The organism is Teretinema zuelzerae, assembly GCF_021021555.1.
Taxonomy (GTDB): domain Bacteria; phylum Spirochaetota; class Spirochaetia; order Treponematales; family Treponemataceae; genus Teretinema; species Teretinema zuelzerae.
In genome coordinates this window covers 1191182-1210044 of record NZ_JAINWA010000003.1, presented here as the reverse complement: position 1 = coordinate 1210044, position 18863 = coordinate 1191182, and the positions used below count along the sequence as shown (strand labels likewise).

Annotated in this window: 20 protein-coding genes; 9 read left to right on the top strand and 11 right to left on the bottom strand. The window is 39.6% G+C overall.

All coding sequences use genetic code 11. From position 1 onward, the window contains the following. The first annotated feature begins 12 nt into the window (after nucleotides 1-12). Together K7J14_RS12515 and K7J14_RS12510 are read left to right on the top strand one after the other, a co-directional pair. On the top strand, nucleotides 13-267 hold the full coding sequence (locus K7J14_RS12515; protein WP_230756841.1) for a hypothetical protein: 255 nt from the start codon (nucleotides 13-15) through the stop codon (nucleotides 265-267). Nucleotides 268-426: 159 nt separating this feature from the next. After that, the gene (locus K7J14_RS12510; protein ID WP_230756838.1) at nucleotides 427-642 is read left to right on the top strand and encodes a hypothetical protein; all 216 of its coding nucleotides are present in this window, start codon (nucleotides 427-429) and stop codon (nucleotides 640-642) included. A gap of 157 nt (nucleotides 643-799) precedes the next feature. On the opposite strand, the gene K7J14_RS12505 is transcribed toward K7J14_RS12510, so the two are convergent. Genes K7J14_RS12505 through K7J14_RS16260 form a run of 4 tightly spaced genes read right to left on the bottom strand, consistent with a single transcriptional unit; the run spans nucleotide 800 to nucleotide 4680 of the window. Beyond that, entirely contained in the window at nucleotides 800-2368 is a 1569-nt protein-coding gene (locus K7J14_RS12505; protein WP_230756835.1) for an Eco57I restriction-modification methylase domain-containing protein, read from the bottom strand. Nucleotides 2369-2391: 23 nt separating this feature from the next. After that, on the bottom strand, nucleotides 2392-3042 hold the full coding sequence (locus tag K7J14_RS12500; protein WP_230756832.1) for an HNH endonuclease: 651 nt from the start codon (nucleotides 3040-3042) through the stop codon (nucleotides 2392-2394). Continuing rightward, nucleotides 3035-3664, bottom strand: a complete 630-nt coding sequence (locus K7J14_RS12495) for a hypothetical protein (RefSeq protein ID WP_230756829.1) — start codon at nucleotides 3662-3664, stop codon at nucleotides 3035-3037. Before K7J14_RS12495 ends, K7J14_RS12500 begins: the two co-directional genes overlap by 8 nt. Beyond that, entirely contained in the window at nucleotides 3661-4680 is a 1020-nt protein-coding gene (locus tag K7J14_RS16260; RefSeq protein WP_230756826.1) for a sensor histidine kinase, read from the bottom strand. Before K7J14_RS16260 ends, K7J14_RS12495 begins: the two co-directional genes overlap by 4 nt. Nucleotides 4681-4774: 94 nt before the next feature. Here K7J14_RS16260 and K7J14_RS12485 point away from each other — a divergent pair, with 94 nt between their 5' ends. Further along, entirely contained in the window at nucleotides 4775-5935 is a 1161-nt protein-coding gene (locus K7J14_RS12485; RefSeq protein ID WP_230752762.1) for an IS4 family transposase, read from the top strand. Between the two features lie 2 nt (nucleotides 5936-5937). On the opposite strand, the gene K7J14_RS12480 is transcribed toward K7J14_RS12485, so the two are convergent. Next, on the bottom strand, nucleotides 5938-7131 hold the full coding sequence (locus tag K7J14_RS12480) for an ATP-binding protein (protein WP_230756823.1): 1194 nt from the start codon (nucleotides 7129-7131) through the stop codon (nucleotides 5938-5940). Nucleotides 7132-7341: 210 nt separating this feature from the next. Between K7J14_RS12480 and K7J14_RS12475 the strand changes: the two genes are divergently transcribed. Continuing rightward, nucleotides 7342-8502, top strand: coding sequence for an IS4 family transposase (locus K7J14_RS12475; RefSeq protein ID WP_230752762.1), 1161 nt, complete (start codon nucleotides 7342-7344; stop codon nucleotides 8500-8502). A 208-nt stretch (nucleotides 8503-8710) separates the two neighbouring features. After that, the gene (locus tag K7J14_RS12470) at nucleotides 8711-9871 is read left to right on the top strand and encodes an IS4 family transposase (RefSeq protein WP_230752762.1); all 1161 of its coding nucleotides are present in this window, start codon (nucleotides 8711-8713) and stop codon (nucleotides 9869-9871) included. A gap of 93 nt (nucleotides 9872-9964) precedes the next feature. On the opposite strand, the gene K7J14_RS12465 is transcribed toward K7J14_RS12470, so the two are convergent. The 5 genes from K7J14_RS12465 to K7J14_RS12445 all read right to left on the bottom strand — a co-directional run bounded on the left by K7J14_RS12465 (nucleotide 9965) and on the right by K7J14_RS12445 (nucleotide 14386). Continuing rightward, nucleotides 9965-10522 carry a hypothetical protein gene (locus K7J14_RS12465; protein WP_230756820.1) on the bottom strand — a complete coding sequence of 186 codons (558 nt, stop codon included), beginning with the start codon at nucleotides 10520-10522 and terminating at the stop codon, nucleotides 9965-9967. A 342-nt stretch (nucleotides 10523-10864) separates the two neighbouring features. Further along, on the bottom strand, nucleotides 10865-11440 hold the full coding sequence (locus K7J14_RS12460; RefSeq protein ID WP_230756817.1) for a host-nuclease inhibitor Gam family protein: 576 nt from the start codon (nucleotides 11438-11440) through the stop codon (nucleotides 10865-10867). Nucleotides 11441-11451: 11 nt separating this feature from the next. Beyond that, the gene (locus tag K7J14_RS12455) at nucleotides 11452-12351 is read right to left on the bottom strand and encodes a recombinase RecT (protein WP_230756815.1); all 900 of its coding nucleotides are present in this window, start codon (nucleotides 12349-12351) and stop codon (nucleotides 11452-11454) included. Nucleotides 12352-12457: 106 nt separating this feature from the next. After that, a complete protein-coding gene (locus K7J14_RS12450) occupies nucleotides 12458-12829 on the bottom strand; it encodes a DUF6573 family protein (protein ID WP_230756812.1) in 372 nt (123 codons plus the stop codon). Nucleotides 12830-13183: 354 nt separating this feature from the next. Continuing rightward, complete coding sequence (locus K7J14_RS12445) at nucleotides 13184-14386, bottom strand: IS256 family transposase (protein WP_230756810.1); 1203 nt, start codon at nucleotides 14384-14386, stop codon at nucleotides 13184-13186. Between the two features lie 398 nt (nucleotides 14387-14784). Between K7J14_RS12445 and K7J14_RS12440 the strand changes: the two genes are divergently transcribed. Further along, nucleotides 14785-15105, top strand: a complete 321-nt coding sequence (locus tag K7J14_RS12440; RefSeq protein ID WP_230756808.1) for a helix-turn-helix domain-containing protein — start codon at nucleotides 14785-14787, stop codon at nucleotides 15103-15105. Between the two features lie 8 nt (nucleotides 15106-15113). Here K7J14_RS12440 and K7J14_RS12435 read toward each other — a convergent pair whose 3' ends face one another. Beyond that, on the bottom strand, nucleotides 15114-15524 hold the full coding sequence (locus K7J14_RS12435; RefSeq protein WP_230756806.1) for a JAB domain-containing protein: 411 nt from the start codon (nucleotides 15522-15524) through the stop codon (nucleotides 15114-15116). A 293-nt stretch (nucleotides 15525-15817) separates the two neighbouring features. Here K7J14_RS12435 and K7J14_RS12430 point away from each other — a divergent pair, with 293 nt between their 5' ends. From K7J14_RS12430 to K7J14_RS12420, 3 genes are all read left to right on the top strand, one after another. Then, the gene (locus K7J14_RS12430; RefSeq protein WP_230756805.1) at nucleotides 15818-16810 is read left to right on the top strand and encodes a Fic family protein; all 993 of its coding nucleotides are present in this window, start codon (nucleotides 15818-15820) and stop codon (nucleotides 16808-16810) included. Nucleotides 16811-17166: 356 nt separating this feature from the next. Further along, nucleotides 17167-18060, top strand: coding sequence for a reverse transcriptase domain-containing protein (locus tag K7J14_RS12425; protein ID WP_230756803.1), 894 nt, complete (start codon nucleotides 17167-17169; stop codon nucleotides 18058-18060). Beyond that, complete coding sequence (locus K7J14_RS12420; protein WP_230756801.1) at nucleotides 18060-18845, top strand: hypothetical protein; 786 nt, start codon at nucleotides 18060-18062, stop codon at nucleotides 18843-18845. The genes K7J14_RS12425 and K7J14_RS12420 overlap by 1 nt, the downstream gene beginning before the upstream one ends. Nucleotides 18846-18863: the final 18 nt, after the last annotated feature.

Sequence of the window (18863 nt, the reverse complement as noted above, 5' to 3'; positions counted from 1 at the left end):
AAGGAGCATAATATGAAATTGAAAATTGAAACATATGAGAGCGGTGATCTACAAATTGGAAAAATGTCAAAGAAGGCTTGGGAAAGTATTCCAAGCAATAAGAGACCAGCATTATATCCTGACAGTATATTTTTTATTGGTGATCTTGAAAGACCTGCAGTTACTATAAAAGTTATCGATGATGTTTCTTTGGATGAAAATACTATTTATATACATCAAAGTGCAAAACAATTGTATTATCCAAATAAAGAGTTAATTACATTATAGACAAATATTTTTAGTGTTTGTTAATCTATACTTGAAATTGCACTGAAAAGTGCAGGTCTAAGTTTTTTTGGGTAATCAATATTTCTGGGATAGAACTTAATTTCGCGTATAATACATTATTTGTGTCGTAATCTTGCGTTAAAGAAAGGAGAATAATCTATGAAAAAGGAATACTCAGAACCTGTAAAGATAGACAATAGTTGTGAGCTAAGATTAGGGATTGCCTCATGGGATGATGGAACTGAAACTTCAAAATCGATAAAATTTACTTGGTTTGATAAAAATGGAAAAGCTGCACGAGGGGGAGAGTTTCCAGTAGAAGCTCTGCCTCAAGCTTTAGATTTTGCAATTAGAAAAGGATATATCAGTCTTTGATTTTTTATAGGCATTCAATGTGACAAAATAATCAGGTAGATATTTCCTTATTTATTGACTCCAGACATATCTTCTCATGTGATTTTATTATAATGTGGGAATAAAAGTTTGTTATTTATTCATAAGGACGGTGTATATTAGCAAAATACTACACTATTTATCTCCTTCGAGTAAGTAATTTTTTTCTGATGTTTTCCACTTGTTGAATTTCATTTAAACTTAATTCAGCATTTAACGTTTTAGAATTCACAAAGCTAAGAATATTATAAATAGGCTCATTGGATTTTATCATTGTTTTAAAAGTTGAAAGATCACAAGAATCAATCTTTCTATAAGGTAATGAAAGTGATCGAAATTCATTCGGTGTCAATTCTGAAACTCCACCTGCATAATACCGTCCAGAGAATTCACATTGTGCTAGTGTAAATGAATTATAAAAACAGAAAACGAAACTTTCAGGATCTATATCTTTTGTAAATTTAATATTGTAGGCGATATCAGTCGTATGAATAAGATTTGGATTTAAGATAACTCGTGGTGCAATATCATATCTTTTAAAAAATAAAACTGGTCCGGGTTGGGTTATTTGTATTCCGTACCATTTTTTCCTTCTTGAACATTTATAACTGTTTTGAAGTTCGATTCCTTTACGTTTTATAATGGCAATTTGTGATAAGTATTGTTGAAGATTTTTAGGAAGATCAGAGAATTCATAATTATATAAATTTAATAGGTATAATTTTGTATCTTTAGTCGATAATAGTGTGAGTAAATCATCTGAAATTTCAAATTCATTTCTAACCATTGCAGCTTTTGAAATTATTGGGATTACATAATCATCGCACTGGTATTTTTTAACTTCAGAATGCGATAGGATAAATTCTCTGTTCGCAGCCGTGACGATTCCAGGAGCGCAATAAATTAATTCTGATATCCTCGAATAATTATAGCTCAATTTTGAGAGTAATTCATGCTCACAATCTGAAAGGATGGCATTAGACCATTTTTTCAAGGGTTTGTTTCTTTCAATACGTGATTCATATACAGGCTTTGTTGAGTTGAGTTCTTCATAATGCTTGTAAAGGATATATGGTAGATCTTTCTCATTATTTGTGAGATAGACTAGACATGTCTCTTGTTCAATCTTGGGAAACATTAATTCTTTGAAAGTGATGACATGGATTGTGTTGAATTTAGTTTCTAAGAATAATCGAAGTTTTTCAGCATATTGGACTTGGAGGAATTCATTGGGAAGTATAAAGAAAATACTTCCGCTTGAAATTAAAAGTTCAATTGACGCAAGAAGAAATCCAACCCAGATATTTTGAAAAATGTTCTCAGGTAGTTTATGTTCTAAACATATACTCTTGCCTAGTTTTAAAGTTTGTTTTGACATATTTTTAATATTGATATAAGGCGGATTTCCGATAATCAAATTAAATTTATCGTTGGTGGTATTTGCATACTTAAGAAAATCAGAGTGAATTAATGTCACTATTTTATTTTTTTGTTTTTTCATATATGTAGTAATCTTATTCTTATAAAGCTCAATACCAGTTATTTTTGTAACATTTGGAAGGTAAGAGAGGTAATCAATGAATCTTCCATCTCCAAAGCAGGGCTCAAGAATAGTACTGATTTTTTTATTTTGATCTGTGATATAAGATAAGGCAAAAGCAATGGTTTCATTAGGTGTGTAATATGATCCAGAGTGTTTTTCATTCATATAATTATCCTGTTATCAGTAAATCATTGTGGGTAACACATATTATTTTTTTTAAAAATGAGTAAATTAATACATTTGTATAAAGGGCCAGAATATTCTGAATCATCGCATAATGAATCCACTAGTTGTTGTATTTCTAGTAATAAATAGTCGAGGCGTCTGATTTGATTACCAAGTAATAATTTAGAATGAAAATCATTAATAAATTTATCACCTTGAAACCTTTCTGATATTTTTATATTGAATAATTCGTCTCTAAAAAAAATATTTGTAATCGCTCCATTATCTGGATTAAGTAAATCAAAGTATTGTTGAGTTATATGTAATTGACCTTTTTCTCTATTGCATGTATAACACGAAAAGATAAGATTACTTGTTTTGCCTGCTTCTGCTTTTCCCTTTGTGTCATTTGAGAAAGATGATTCACATATAAAATGATCAATTTCAAAGAGAAGTATACCAGAAAAATTTGTAGAAGCTCCGCAATAAGCACATCGGTGATTATATATTTCAGAAAATAGGTGATAATAATTTTCTTTTCGTAAATGAATTTTATTATACATATTTTTACATCGAGGGTGCTCGCGTTTAATTTTATTAGTTAATTCTTGTTTTTTTTCTTTGATATTACAAAACTGAGGACATGATTTTGTTAGCCGGTAGTCATTATTCATGTGTTAATTTTTCTTTTAGCTCATTAAAATTTTGAATTAATACATCTATATCCTGTTTTGACAAATCATCATATGAATCATCACCATGCACAGATTGTAATACTTTCTCAATTAGGAATCTTTCTATCTCTGTGTTTTGTTGTAATTCTTCAGCAAGCTCTTGATAATAGCAATTCTCTTGTATGGCTTTATCTAGTGCCGGAGCAAGATTTCGATTGTAATAATCAGTATATGTTTCAGGAATATTTCCCCCTGGGTATTTATAGATAATATTTTCTCCCTTTAAACTTGTGTCCTGCGTAATAATCAGGACTTCTACAAATGGAAGTATTTTTCGTAGTATTATTTTAAACTGCTTTCCAGAAAACTTTCCTCCATCAGATGCTTGTTCTTCAAAAAGATGGTTATCAACTAAAATGACATTTGCTGATTTTACGCGAACATCGTTGAGTGTCTCTTTGTAGTTATGAGTAAATGGGACTTCTAGCGTGTGTTTAATGATGTTTACATTTTGGTTTTCTTGAAATATTAATGGTTCTTTTGAATAAATTTCATCTAAGTATTGTGATATTTGTTCGTCACTAATATCGTCAATATACACTATTTTGATCTCTGTATTCATAATTTGTTTCCCAATTCAAAAGATATTAAAAAGCCTTTCTTGCTTTCGATTTTTTTGATTTGTCCGCCAGTCATTTGTATAGTATTATTGTCAGTCATTTGTATAGTATTATTAACTATCCACATACCTAGACCGTGACCATTTCTCCTTGAGGTTTCGTGTACAACTAAGATTCTCATCGGATCATTCTGATACTTTTTGGGGAGTCCTATACCATCATCGTTGTACGAAAAAAATAACATATCATTCTGCATTTGAATGGAGATGTAAACTTTAATTTGATTTGATAATTCATTTTGTTGTATGCTGTTCAATATAAGATTATCTAGAATTACAGAAATTGCATCTTCTGTGGTATCATATGTTAATTCATCATCGATTGAAAGTGTAATATTTAAGCTTCTATAGTCTCTCATCCATTTTTCTTGAATATAAAGGAGTTCTTTTTTTATATTTAATTTTTTTGTAATAAATTTATCTTTTTCAGCTTCATCTAGCATAGTATTCATGAATGTTAATATTTTTTGATTTATCTTTCTATTCCGATCTAGCAATAGAGGGACATTGTCATATGTATGTGTGGTATGTTCTGGTGTTGATAAAATATCCCAAACTTCATACTTCCTGAGGGCTTTTAATATACAATCATAATTCACACTTATGCTGTTCCTGTCATTTTTAAGTTCGTGTGCAATGGAAGTGGCTTTTAAACCTGAGGTTGCTAATACATTCAGAATACGGACATCATATCGATATCTCTTTTCGATTGACTCTTTTTCATCACGCGAGTTTTTTGAATCTTGTTGAATGTCCTCGATTTCTCTTGCAAGAGCATGAGTTTCCTTGTTTGTTAGTGTTTTTGCTTTTTCTGGATTGGCTAGCACTTTTTGAAGAAGTGTAGAAGTGTCATGTGGTTCATTAGTAATTTCGTTTTTGACAATCGCTCGTATGATTGTTTGCCGGTAACGTTCAAAAATACTAATACCGGAATCAATTATTTTTAGAAATAAATCCACTGCTGTCCAAGATAAATAGAACTATTTTAAAAACCCGATTTCCGTGATACAGTTTTGTTACCACACAAACCTTTACCACAAAAGGAAATCGGGTATGAATAACTATAACACACTTTTTGGACAGCTTCTATCACAAGTTAAGAGACCTGAATTTGATAAACTGTGCAAAACGATGGAATCAGACAAATTCCGAAAAGATTTCAATACATGGGATCAATTCGTTGTCATGGCCTTTGCGCAAATAACTAGACAAAACGGCCTGCGTAGTATTCAAAATGCAATGAATTGCCAAAAAAAATCTTTTTACCATCTCGGCCTGAACAAAGAAATAAAACGATCAACGATTTCATACGCAAATAAAAATCACGGCTCCGAGTTTTTCGAGTCCTTGTATTATCAATTATTTTCAACGCTTGAGCGCGGCGCACGTAAGTTGACGGAAAAGAAACTGTATGCCGTAGATGCAACCACAATCGGATTTTCTCTGAATGATTTCCCATGGGCGAAATTCAGATCGACAAAAAGCGGTGTTAAGATCCATGTGAAATATGACGTTGGCGAATCAGTTCCGGAATATTTGTTCATTACTAATGCAGAAGAGCATGAGAACAATACGCTTGGAAAAATGAATCTTAAGAAAGGCGATATTGTTACCTTTGATAAGGGATACAATAACTACGCTCAGTTTTCTGATTTTTGTGATAACGGTGTCTATTTCGTTACCAGACTTAAAGATAATGCCTCCTACAAAGTAATTAAACGAAGAAAAACGCATACCACAAAGATATCGAGCGACCATATCATTCAGTTTACCGGCCAGGTTGCAAAAAGCAAATGCCCAAATGAACTCAGGCGTATTCGGACCGTTGATAATGAGACTGGAAGCGCAATTATTTTACTTACGAACATGATAAGCTGCAGCGCGGAAAAGGTTGCTGAAATATACCGAAAGCGTTGGCACATAGAACTCTTTTTCAAAACTATTAAGCAAAACCTGAAAATAAAACGTTTTTATGGAACCTCTGAGAATGCGGTAAAAACGCAGATTTGGATTGCTATGATCGTTTACCTTTTGTATATAATGCTCAAAAAATCGACAGGCAGTATAACGAAATGCTTCACACATTTTATTTCGGAAATCTCTGTTTCATTATTCCAACGTATTGATTTGAACCTTTGGTTTGCCGGGTCGTCGCCGCCAGTTTCTGTTCACGCTCCAGATGTCAGTTGTATGCAATTTGAGTTTTGTCTATGAAATTATCTTGGACAGCAGTGAAATAAATCGAAATATTCATTTTCTTCAAGGCCTTGGCGATTTGAAAGATCCTTGAGATATTTATTTTCTCGTTTATCTATACATACCATTCCAGAGATTTGGTTTTCTCTTATTCGCCAAGCACCAGTTGGATGTGATGCTGCAGCTGGCGATTTTCGAGATCGCTTTCCGAATCCTAACCAATCTTTTTCACCTTCGAATGAACTGATACCAAAAGCATTGCGATATAGTACTACACCTCTATCATATCTGGTGCTTAAATTGTCATGCTTGTATAAAAATCTTTCACAGTCATTCTGACTAGGTCCCTTTAAGGAAAAATAGAGATCGGTAGAAAAATTTCCTAAATTTACTAATAGGTTCTTTAGTTCTTCTCTATTTCCAAAATGGGAAAACGAATTTTCAATTTCATCAATAATGACGATTTTATTTTGGTGATGATTTATATTTACTTCTTTGCAAATATTTTGAGAATCCTGACGAAATTCATCGCTTTTTATACTACAAATTAAAGACGTGTCTTCGCTATTATAGTCCATATGTATATGCGTGACAAAATTCTTTCCGATCTTTGGTGATTGGAAGTATTGAGATACTTCATAATTTTTATTTATTGATTTTATTTTAATTGACATCTGAGTATCATTGTAAGTTATTGATAAATAGTCAGTTAATTTTTGTATGGACCCTTCTGTCCATCTGTCTCGTAATTCAAAAATATCGATGTGTGTACCAGTATTAATTTTTGAGGTTTTTTGTATATTTTCTACTGAGCTTGAATTCCAGTCAGTTTCCCAGATTATTGGTGAGGAATTCTTTCGTGAACTGATTAACTTAATTGATGAACCTAATCTTGCTAGTGCAAATCTTCCAATACCTTTAGATCCGGATAAGACACGTTCAATATTTGTTTGATGATCAATTATTGAGTAATCTTTATCACTTTTGCCGATATGCATCCAGTTGAACAGTATTGTTTCTTTATCCATACCTATACCATCATCAATTATGGATAAGATGTTATGATCAAAAATTATCGATAATGTTTTGGCTTGTGCATCATACGCATTTTTTACCAACTCAAGAATTGCTGATTCTTTAGAAGTAAAGTTCTGGACCCCTAAAAGTTCAGCTATTGTATTATCCTCAACAATATATTTTAACGGTTCAGCCATAAATACTCCAATTACTCTATATTAATCAGAAATCCTTAGATTATTTTATCATGGTTTATACTTTTTTAGTAATAATAGGAACTTATACAGAATACCTTTAAATCGTATTATTTCACTGCTGTCCAAGATAAATAGAACTATTTTAAAAACCCGATTTCCGTGATACAGTTTTGTTACCACACAAACCTTTACCACAAAAGGAAATCGGGTATGAATAACTATAACACACTTTTTGGACAGCTTCTATCACAAGTTAAGAGACCTGAATTTGATAAACTGTGCAAAACGATGGAATCAGACAAATTCCGAAAAGATTTCAATACATGGGATCAATTCGTTGTCATGGCCTTTGCGCAAATAACTAGACAAAACGGCCTGCGTAGTATTCAAAATGCAATGAATTGCCAAAAAAAATCTTTTTACCATCTCGGCCTGAACAAAGAAATAAAACGATCAACGATTTCATACGCAAATAAAAATCACGGCTCCGAGTTTTTCGAGTCCTTGTATTATCAATTATTTTCAACGCTTGAGCGCGGCGCACGTAAGTTGACGGAAAAGAAACTGTATGCCGTAGATGCAACCACAATCGGATTTTCTCTGAATGATTTCCCATGGGCGAAATTCAGATCGACAAAAAGCGGTGTTAAGATCCATGTGAAATATGACGTTGGCGAATCAGTTCCGGAATATTTGTTCATTACTAATGCAGAAGAGCATGAGAACAATACGCTTGGAAAAATGAATCTTAAGAAAGGCGATATTGTTACCTTTGATAAGGGATACAATAACTACGCTCAGTTTTCTGATTTTTGTGATAACGGTGTCTATTTCGTTACCAGACTTAAAGATAATGCCTCCTACAAAGTAATTAAACGAAGAAAAACGCATACCACAAAGATATCGAGCGACCATATCATTCAGTTTACCGGCCAGGTTGCAAAAAGCAAATGCCCAAATGAACTCAGGCGTATTCGGACCGTTGATAATGAGACTGGAAGCGCAATTATTTTACTTACGAACATGATAAGCTGCAGCGCGGAAAAGGTTGCTGAAATATACCGAAAGCGTTGGCACATAGAACTCTTTTTCAAAACTATTAAGCAAAACCTGAAAATAAAACGTTTTTATGGAACCTCTGAGAATGCGGTAAAAACGCAGATTTGGATTGCTATGATCGTTTACCTTTTGTATATAATGCTCAAAAAATCGACAGGCAGTATAACGAAATGCTTCACACATTTTATTTCGGAAATCTCTGTTTCATTATTCCAACGTATTGATTTGAACCTTTGGTTTGCCGGGTCGTCGCCGCCAGTTTCTGTTCACGCTCCAGATGTCAGTTGTATGCAATTTGAGTTTTGTCTATGAAATTATCTTGGACAGCAGTGGTATTATTTAGCAGTTGAAAAAGTATATTTTTAAAATTGTATATGTTTTTGGTCTTTTTTGCAAAAAAAATAGTGTTTGTTTAAAATATCTCACTGCTGTCCAAGATAAATAGAACTATTTTAAAAACCCGATTTCCGTGATACAGTTTTGTTACCACACAAACCTTTACCACAAAAGGAAATCGGGTATGAATAACTATAACACACTTTTTGGACAGCTTCTATCACAAGTTAAGAGACCTGAATTTGATAAACTGTGCAAAACGATGGAATCAGACAAATTCCGAAAAGATTTCAATACATGGGATCAATTCGTTGTCATGGCCTTTGCGCAAATAACTAGACAAAACGGCCTGCGTAGTATTCAAAATGCAATGAATTGCCAAAAAAAATCTTTTTACCATCTCGGCCTGAACAAAGAAATAAAACGATCAACGATTTCATACGCAAATAAAAATCACGGCTCCGAGTTTTTCGAGTCCTTGTATTATCAATTATTTTCAACGCTTGAGCGCGGCGCACGTAAGTTGACGGAAAAGAAACTGTATGCCGTAGATGCAACCACAATCGGATTTTCTCTGAATGATTTCCCATGGGCGAAATTCAGATCGACAAAAAGCGGTGTTAAGATCCATGTGAAATATGACGTTGGCGAATCAGTTCCGGAATATTTGTTCATTACTAATGCAGAAGAGCATGAGAACAATACGCTTGGAAAAATGAATCTTAAGAAAGGCGATATTGTTACCTTTGATAAGGGATACAATAACTACGCTCAGTTTTCTGATTTTTGTGATAACGGTGTCTATTTCGTTACCAGACTTAAAGATAATGCCTCCTACAAAGTAATTAAACGAAGAAAAACGCATACCACAAAGATATCGAGCGACCATATCATTCAGTTTACCGGCCAGGTTGCAAAAAGCAAATGCCCAAATGAACTCAGGCGTATTCGGACCGTTGATAATGAGACTGGAAGCGCAATTATTTTACTTACGAACATGATAAGCTGCAGCGCGGAAAAGGTTGCTGAAATATACCGAAAGCGTTGGCACATAGAACTCTTTTTCAAAACTATTAAGCAAAACCTGAAAATAAAACGTTTTTATGGAACCTCTGAGAATGCGGTAAAAACGCAGATTTGGATTGCTATGATCGTTTACCTTTTGTATATAATGCTCAAAAAATCGACAGGCAGTATAACGAAATGCTTCACACATTTTATTTCGGAAATCTCTGTTTCATTATTCCAACGTATTGATTTGAACCTTTGGTTTGCCGGGTCGTCGCCGCCAGTTTCTGTTCACGCTCCAGATGTCAGTTGTATGCAATTTGAGTTTTGTCTATGAAATTATCTTGGACAGCAGTGAAAATATCTGATGGATTATTCACCATACTTTCTAATAAAAGACGCATATCTTGTGATATGCGTCTTTTATTATTCAAGCCGCCCCGATCATCGGCATGATCACCGCCACGATCTCCCTTCCCGAGACCTGCCTCTTGAAAACAAGCGGACGATTCTTTTCCTCGCTCGAAAGAACTTTCCACTCGGTTTTCGGTAGGTCTTCCAGGTACCGGATATTGACGACTTCGCCGGTTTTCTCGATGATCTGGGAAAAGGCGATGGAAAATCCGGCGTTTTGGGACAGGTTTCGGCCGATTGAGGTTTTTTCAAGGTTGATAATACCGCGATCAGTACCGTTTTCGGGGATGACCCGCTGCCAGTTCGGGAACTGGCCTTCATCGACCGGTCCTTTAAGATAGACAGCGATTTTCGTGATGAGGGGTTTATACTCGCCAGTCGGGATCTTTTGGGCGATTTCGGCATGATGGAGCCGCCGTCCGTCGGTACAGACAAGGCGGCTGCCGGTTTCGGTCTCCTCGGCATGGACCACGCACATAAAAGGGCGGGATTCATCCGTAGAGATCGATTTGATCACGAAAAGCGCGTTCTCGTAGTCGAGACCGGTTCCCGTGTTTTTACTGATTTCGATCATTTCTTACTCCTTAATCGTTGTGTGCGCCACGAATCCAGGTAAAATGGTGGAAGCAGCTCAGGCACAGATAGTCTTGAATCATGCTCCCGGCCGTCTCGCTTCCCAAGGCAGCCCCGGCAAGAGCCCCGGTGAGGGCTCCTGCCAGGATTGCGGGTATATCCTGTACCTCCAGCGTCGGAGGATCCTTGACGGTCCCAAGCCAAGCCAGTACACCGCCAAGACCGGCTCCCATTCCGGCCCCTATTAAGGTCTTGTTTGAGAGCGGGAGCAAGTGTCGCGAATGGCAATGGGGACAATGCGGTTCGAGGAAACTTGGGACATTTGGGCTCATCAGGTCCTCCCTTAAGCGGCGTTAGTCTGCCCGGATGTCGCATGGCTTTTATCTCCGCTGATGTACATTTCTTCCGGTCCGGGAGTTAGCTCGACACCAGGGATTTCGTATCCCTCGACGAGGGCCCTTTTAAGCACGCTTTTTACGAGAGTCTTCCGAATTTCCACGACTTGGGGGAGATGTTCTTCGCAGTAAAGGATTGCTGCGTCTTCGTCCTCGATATCCGCTTTGTCCGGAAGTTTCCGCATGGCAATGTTGACGCCGAAGTATTTTAGGGTTTTCCCCTTCTTCAGCCCCTGAATTTCGGCGAGTACGAAAGGCTTGAGCATCTCCCGAAGGTAATTGATCGAAGCGCGATCTTCCCGGATTGTGCGTTCGAACCATTCGTCAATACGTCGTTTGTATTCTTCCGCGACTGTCCTTTGATGGTCGATACGATCCTCAGCCTCAACGATCTTTCTTCCAGCCCAGGCCGCTTTGTCTGCGGTATCGATGCGGAAGCCGGTCGTTACGGGTAAGGCCGTCCCTTCGATCCTGAAAAGGATCGCTTCGAGTTCGTCGAGATCCTGTCGTTCCTGTTCGTTCATGGATTACCTCCTTAGAATATAGGTGTCCCCTGGGGAATTGGGGATTTCCCCGTCATTGCGGGAATGCGGGGCCGCCGCGGCGTTCCTTGATAGGATCGCTTGGCGGGAATCCGCTTTGGTTTTCCGTTGATATCGCCGCCCGCATCTATGGTTTCCTGAAGGTGTTTCAGGAGACCCCGAAGCTGTGGTTCGGTCTTTTCCATTCGAAGCTGGTTTTCCACCCATTCGAGATGGGTTTGGGAGATGATCTTGATATTGCTCATGGCCAGGGCATGTATGGACGCAACCAGGTCGGGGATTGATTCAGGTTGTATCGTCGCTGAGGAGGCGATTTTCTGACCCGGTATCTCCGTGCTCATTCTCCTTTCATTCTGAGCGGTCTCAGGAGCCGTTAGTTCAGGGAGTTCAGCTCCTTCATACGGAAAGCCGCCAACCTCCTGCGCGAAACAGAGCCTGAATCCTTGGCTTATGGCAACCTTTTTAAGCTGGAATCGGGGCATCCGTTCCCAGAACGCCGAGATAGAGCCATCTGCGGTCTTTTGGGCAACCTCGTTCCAAAAGACCTCATGGATGAAGGGTAGGGACCAGTCCTTTCTGCGAATTTCCACACTCGCTTTTAATCCGTCCTTGGTTTCTTCTATCCAGGCCTTCCAACCGTCAAGAAGCGAAGTTTGTTCTGCCCTACGGATATATACCTCGTAGCCCGTGATGATTTGTACGGTTGGAATTCCCTTGGCGAGGGATTTCCTAATGTATACTTCGCGTTTGAACGGATTAAGCTGGCAACTAATACTGATTCCGATTAGACGTTCCTTATCTGCCTCGGAAAGATTAGCCCCATCCTCTGTACATGAGAGGAACCTCTCGACCAATTCGCGATCCACTGTCGGGAATTCTGATGTCTTGTCCATGAAAACCTCCTGTTAACTCTGGTCACGTGGCGTCGACTGCCTCGGATATGAAAAAGCCCTGAATCGTGTTCAGGGCCAGGGTGGAGTATGGTACGCATGAGATTAGTTAATCCTCATTTTCCAGCATGACCGTGATAACGGGTTTTCCGTCATCACCACCGTCTATTACAGCCTTCACGGTTATGGTTTCCCTTTTATCCTCCGTCATGAGGAACGTAACCGGGTACCGAATTTCTGCCTTATTTCTGCCTGAGGAGGCCGCATTGAAGAGAAGCAGTATCAGTACGTCCTTCAATCTCCCTTCGGTGGTCTGGCCGAGCTTTGCTTGTGTCGCAGATGCTTCTATGTATCCGTGGTATAGGGTGTCGGTTATAGCTACGGGAACACGTAAACCGCATGCGGAGGCAGTATGGGTTACGTCCACAAGTACGCCGTCTTCAAGGGCTTGAGCCCGTGTATAGGAATAGATCATCTCCATCTTGGGATTTCCTTTAAAATAAATAGGGCGCGGGGGTAAGTCCCCGCGCCCTTGGTTTGAGCCTTTCTTTCTTACGGTTCGGTTACGATGGGAAACGTAAGAATAGCCAAGCGAAAGGTATGATTAAGGATCCGACGAATTGAGGCCCGACCGCCCAGAATACCTTCTGTTTGACTAAACCCCAAAAACCATCGGAGGTGTAGACGGCATCAGGCATCACCGCAAGCCGAAGCTTATTTGCGATCGCTGCTGCGATAAAGCCCCCTACTATTCCTGTGAGGTAATACAGAATCCACGTGAATACCCCTGCGCGTTGAGTGCTTTGGGAGATAAACACTAGGTGGATCACAATGATTATGCAACCTTTTTTCTGTAAATTTCGTTCAAAGCAGGTCGGTCGGTTGACTCAGGCAAGTACCGTTTGTCATTCTGCCACTGGTCGTTTTGTTCGATCAGCATAGAAGCCGCAAGGCGAAGTAAACTCTCGGCGTTCGGGAAAACACCCACTACTTTCGTTCGCCTGTTGATCTCCTTCATCTGGCGCTCTGCCAGATTCGATGTTCGCATTTTCCTCCTGTGATTCTCCGGGATGTTGAATACACTCAATCCTTCCCGTATATTCTCATCGGCCCAAGCCGCTAAACGCGGATGGGTTTTTTGATATTTTTCAACGAGCTGTTGCAAATATCGTTCCGCGTTCTCGCGGTCAGGTGCATTGAACACCTTCCGAATATCAGCGGCTATCAGCGGGATGTCATCTTTTTTCGTGACGTAGGAGTGGGCATTCTGCTGCAGATGAAACTGGCAGCGTTGCCACAGAATTCCAGGGAAGACAGCATCGATTGCAGCGCGCAGTCCTGAGTGGTCATCACTGGTGATCATTCGCAGGCCGTGCATCCCTCGTCGTACGAGATCCTCGAGAAAGGAACGCCAGTTTACCTCTGCCTCACTGTTCGCGACTTCGGCGTCAAGAATATGCCGATTCCCGCTGTAATCAACGCCAATAGCCACTAGAAGAGCCTGCTTGACCACCTGGGAACCGACGCGCACCGATTCATAGGTCGCATCAAGTACCAAGTATTGAATCTGTCCGACAGGCTGCGCCTTCCAAGACGTAATCTCTTCATCGAGCTCCTTTGCCAGCCTGCTGACCTGGGACGAGCTGACTTCGGTGCCACAAAGAATTTCGACGATATCCGAGACCCTGCGGGTACTTACTCCTTTGACATACATTTCGGCGATGGCGAGCTTGAGAGCACGCTCACTGCGCATGCCTTTCTCGATGCAGCTGGGGTAAAACTCCATCCCGCGAACTTGTGGTACTTTCAAGAGGACTTTCCCGGTCGCAAGATTGAGCGTCTTGTCTTTAAATCCATTGGCATGCCCAGTACGCTCTTCCGTGCGTTCATATGGTTCGGCGTTGAGAGCCTTTGCTCGCTCGATCTTCATGGCCTCATTGACGACCACTTCGATAACACGAGAAAATTTATTGTCCCCATTCGCTGCCAGCATCTGGATCACTTGCTCCAAAAGTGTATATTCTGATTCGTAGGCCATCGGGTTCTCCTTATGGTTGGTTTGGTCACTTACCATTTGAGCCCGATCGGCCTGCTTTTTTCAACCCAATTTACAGAAAGAATTGTACACTAACATCACAATAGTGGAGAGTATCGGGAATACTACTACCGATACCGACCCGCCACTGCCATTTTCATCAACATCGCTCATTCGATTCTCCTTTTTCGCCGGTCTTTCCGGTTAAATCCGTTTTTTGTTACACAAGATAGTTTTCTTGCTAGAGGAGGTAATTAGGAGAAGCTTGCTGCTTTCCAACGATTGCTTCTCATGAATGTCTATTATTACCTGCTTGTGGCTATAGAGTGTTATAGCTTTGTGTGTATTGCAAGTACTTACTTGTAGCTTAATCATAAGATAGCTACAAGAGGGTACGAAACATGGATACAAAGGCCGTATTGGCTAAAAATATGAAGGCCGCCCGGGATCGATTGGGCATAAGTCAGGCAAAACTTGCCGAATTAGCCGAGACTTCGGTCGCATTCATTGGGGAGATTGAAATTGGTCGGAAAAGCCCAAGTCTAGAGAACCTTGGGAAAATCGCCCATGCCCTGGGGCTTGAGGTATATCAGCTCTTATTGACTGAAGCGCCCACCGAGGTTGCCGAACGTCAAACCCTGCTAACGGATCTGAAAAAGGACTTGTCAGATAAAATTCATCGCGATATCGATGAAACCATCCGGGATTACCTCACGCGATAACCTAGGTATTACAAGAGTCCGGACTCCAGGAAGGAGAACCAACCGCCTTTCGTGACGATCAGGTGATCCAAAACGGGGATTCCGAGGACCTGGCCAGCTTCTACGAGCCGCTTTGTGATGGATTTATCCTCCTCGGAAGCATCAAGCTGCCCGGATGGATGATTATGGGCTAGAATTACCGCTACTGCGCCGTCCTGGAGCGCCGGGGTAAATACCTCACGGGGATGGACCAGGCAACGATTAGCTATCCCTATCGTGATGATCCTGAGCCTTATCACCTCGTGAGCCCCATTCAAGGTGAGGACCAGGAAATGTTCCTTTCTGGCCCTGTGAAAGCGCTCAGTTGCCTTCCACACGTCCTCGGCCTTGCCAATCTTCATGTCCGGCCCTTTCCTATCGGCTACAACGTCATACCGCATAGTCTCAATACCTCCCCGGTCCATGAGTGATTCGCTCGAAAAGTACCCGCAGAATTGCCTGGAGTACGTCCAATAATGGGGATCTGCCCCCGCTTTTCAGTGGTGGAAACATCGTTCCCCTCCTTTTTTGTGGTTCTTGAAGGGGAATATCTAGGTGTATTTGGTGGTAATCTAAGAAAGCTTATATTAGCCGTTTATGGAGAGTTGAGATCATTAACGTCTAAAACTCCATTTTATGGTATACTCGATTTATTACGAAATTTTGGGAGACCTTTTAGCGAGGTAGTTGGTAGATGGGCAATTATGTTCCTCCTTTTAAAATAACCGCGAAAAGCATCACCCTAATAGCCGAAATCTCGGCACAGCTTGAACGGTATGCGATCAGGATGGAGCAAAGCGATTCCCTGAGGCTTCGAAAAGCGAATAGAATCAAAACCATACAGGGATCCCTCGCCATAGAGGGGAATACCTTAAGTGAAGAGCAAATCACCGCCATCCTGGAGGGAAAACACGTAATCGCGCCACTCCGAGAGGTTCAGGAAGTCCGGAACGCCATAGATACCTATGATAGATTCACGAATTGGGACCCATATTCGGAAAAAGACCTTCTCGCTGCCCATGGTTGCATGATGAAGGGGCTAATCGACGAAGTAGGGCAATTTAGACATGGCGGTGTCGGGGTTATCGCCGGAACCGAGGTGATTCATCTCGCACCCCCTGCCGATCGGGTTCCATTTCTCGTAAACGACTTATTGAGCTGGCTAAAGCAGTCTGAAGATCATCCTTTGGTGAAAAGCTCCGTTTTTCATTACGAATTCGAGTTCATACATCCCTTCGCTGACGGGAACGGACGTATGGGTCGATTGTGGCAAACGCTTATTTTAAGTACCTGGAAGCCGGTATTTGCCCATGTACCTATCGAAAACCTTGTATATGCCCACCAAGCGGAATACTACCAAGCCATCGGCGACAGTACCGAAAAGACGGATGCAGGTATATTCGTCGAGTTTCTTTTAGGGGCAATCCTTGAAGCACTCCAAGCCCAGCACGCTGTTACCCCCGAAGTCAGCCATGAAGTCACCCCCGAAGTCGAACGATTGATAAAGGTTTTCAAGAAAGGGGAGGAGCTGACACGCAAGGAGCTTCAAGAGCGGCTTGGGCTGAAAGACGAGAAGAACTTCCGACAGAAGTACCTATTACCCGCCCTTGCGGGTGGCTATGTAGATATGACGGTACCGGATAAGCCGAATAGTCGATTACAGAAGTATAAGAAGTCAAATCCTTAATCCAATCAAGGTGGATTTCCAGTATAGAAGTCGTTTGTTTCAAAAAAAAGTTGAATTTCACTATGAATTTATTTCTATAAAGAAGTATAGGGTTTTGTTATTCAATTTTGATGCATTTTCAGTGATTCACTGAAAAGGATGTAACTGAATTGAGAAAATAAACAAAATAGAAAGAGTTGACGCGAAATGACGATCAGTTTAGAGTAGTAAATAGGCTCATGGGCAGATTTTATGTCATGTTTCGTGACAAATGAAAATAAGGTTAGGAAGTGTTGCTTCCTTACTGTTGCCCTTTATCGCATCGGTCCCTGTTACCTATGCTCGCAAAAAGAGTGCCCATGAGCCCCTTTTATAAAATGGAAAAACTAATTGATGCACAAAATAGATCAGATCTAGCGATTTCTCTAGGGTACAAGCCTCAAACGCTTACATATATTTTATTCCAAATACCAGCTGATCAGAAGTATGAATCTTGGACTATCCCGAAAAAGAACGGTGGTTTTCGAGAGATTAAATCTCCGAATGAGAAGTTAAAATTATTACAAAGGAGAGTGGGGGATCAGTTATATGCCATCTTCAATGATAATGTTTTAGTTTCCCAACAAGAACTACAACGCCAACTTATCCATGGTTATATCAAGCACAGATCATGTATAACCAATGCACGGCGACATGTACGTAAACGATATATACTTAATGTGGATTTAAAGGACTTTTTCCCAACGATAAATTTTGGAAGAGTTCGTGGTTTCTTTATTTCAAGTAAAATCTTTAAGTTAGATAAATCTGTGGCAACCGTATTAGCACAAATAATATGTGATAATAATGAACTCCCACAAGGAAGCCCAAGTTCTCCTATTATGTCAAATCTCATCGCAAGTGTATTGGATGCACGGCTTGTACAACTGGCAAAAAAATCAAGGTGTACATATACGCGTTATGTAGATGATATTACCTTCTCTACAAATATGAAGTGTTTTCCAAAAGAATTGGCAAAGAAAAATGAAAATGGAATATGGCAAATTGGGAAAGTATTACGTAAAGAAATAGAACGTGCTGGTTTTTTATATAACCCAGAAAAAATCTCAGTCCAATACCGACGTTCGCGACAGGTCGTAACAGGGCTTGTTGTGAATAAATCAGTTAATGTCCCAAAAGAGTATTACAAAAACCTCAGAGCTGCTTGTAAAGCTCTTTTTGGGGGAGGTATTCCATACGATAAACTGTTATCCCCCTCGGGGAGGTTCTAATGCAGCCTATCTCAAAACAGACAATTGAAGGACGACTTTCATATACTCACCATATACGGCATTCAGGAAAAGATGTAAATATTGTATTTGGTCAAAATTCAACCGGAATAGAAAAATTATACCAGCAATTCCTTCTTTATAAGCTGATTATTGGGAATGACATGCCTGTTTTTATATTTGAAGGAAAAACTGATCCTCTCTATATTCGATATGCCTTACAAATGCTCCATAATGATTACCCAAGTTTAATTACAGTTACTAAAGAGAAAATTGATTATCATGTAAAGTTGTGCACAATTACTAAAAGTTTTCAAAGAATATTCCATGTACCGTCTGGAAGTTCTGGTTTGGATTATCTTATTGAGCACTACTATAGCCAGCGTAAAATATTTGCTCTGGACGCTGATAGAAAGCCTGTTATTTTTATATACGATAATGATGAAGGAGCCAAAAAAATCAAAGGAAAGTTAAAGAATTTTTCAAATGTGGATCCCAAAGAAATGAATTCAAATTCAGTATATAGGCTTTTTGATAATATCGGTGTTATTTTTTCTACTGAGATAACGGGTGGAACTATTGAAGATTTGTTTCCACCTGATCTTTTAACGGTAAAGTTAGACGGAAAACCCTTTAGTAAGGAGAATGAGTTCAATCAAGAAAAATTTTATGGGAAAAGAGATTTTGCAAAAAAAGTCATCGGTTCAAGACGTAAAACAGTCGATTTTAGTGGTTTCAGAACAATTCTTAATCATATGAAGAATGTTACTGAAAATATGACTTGGTAGCTAATAAGTTGGAAAACT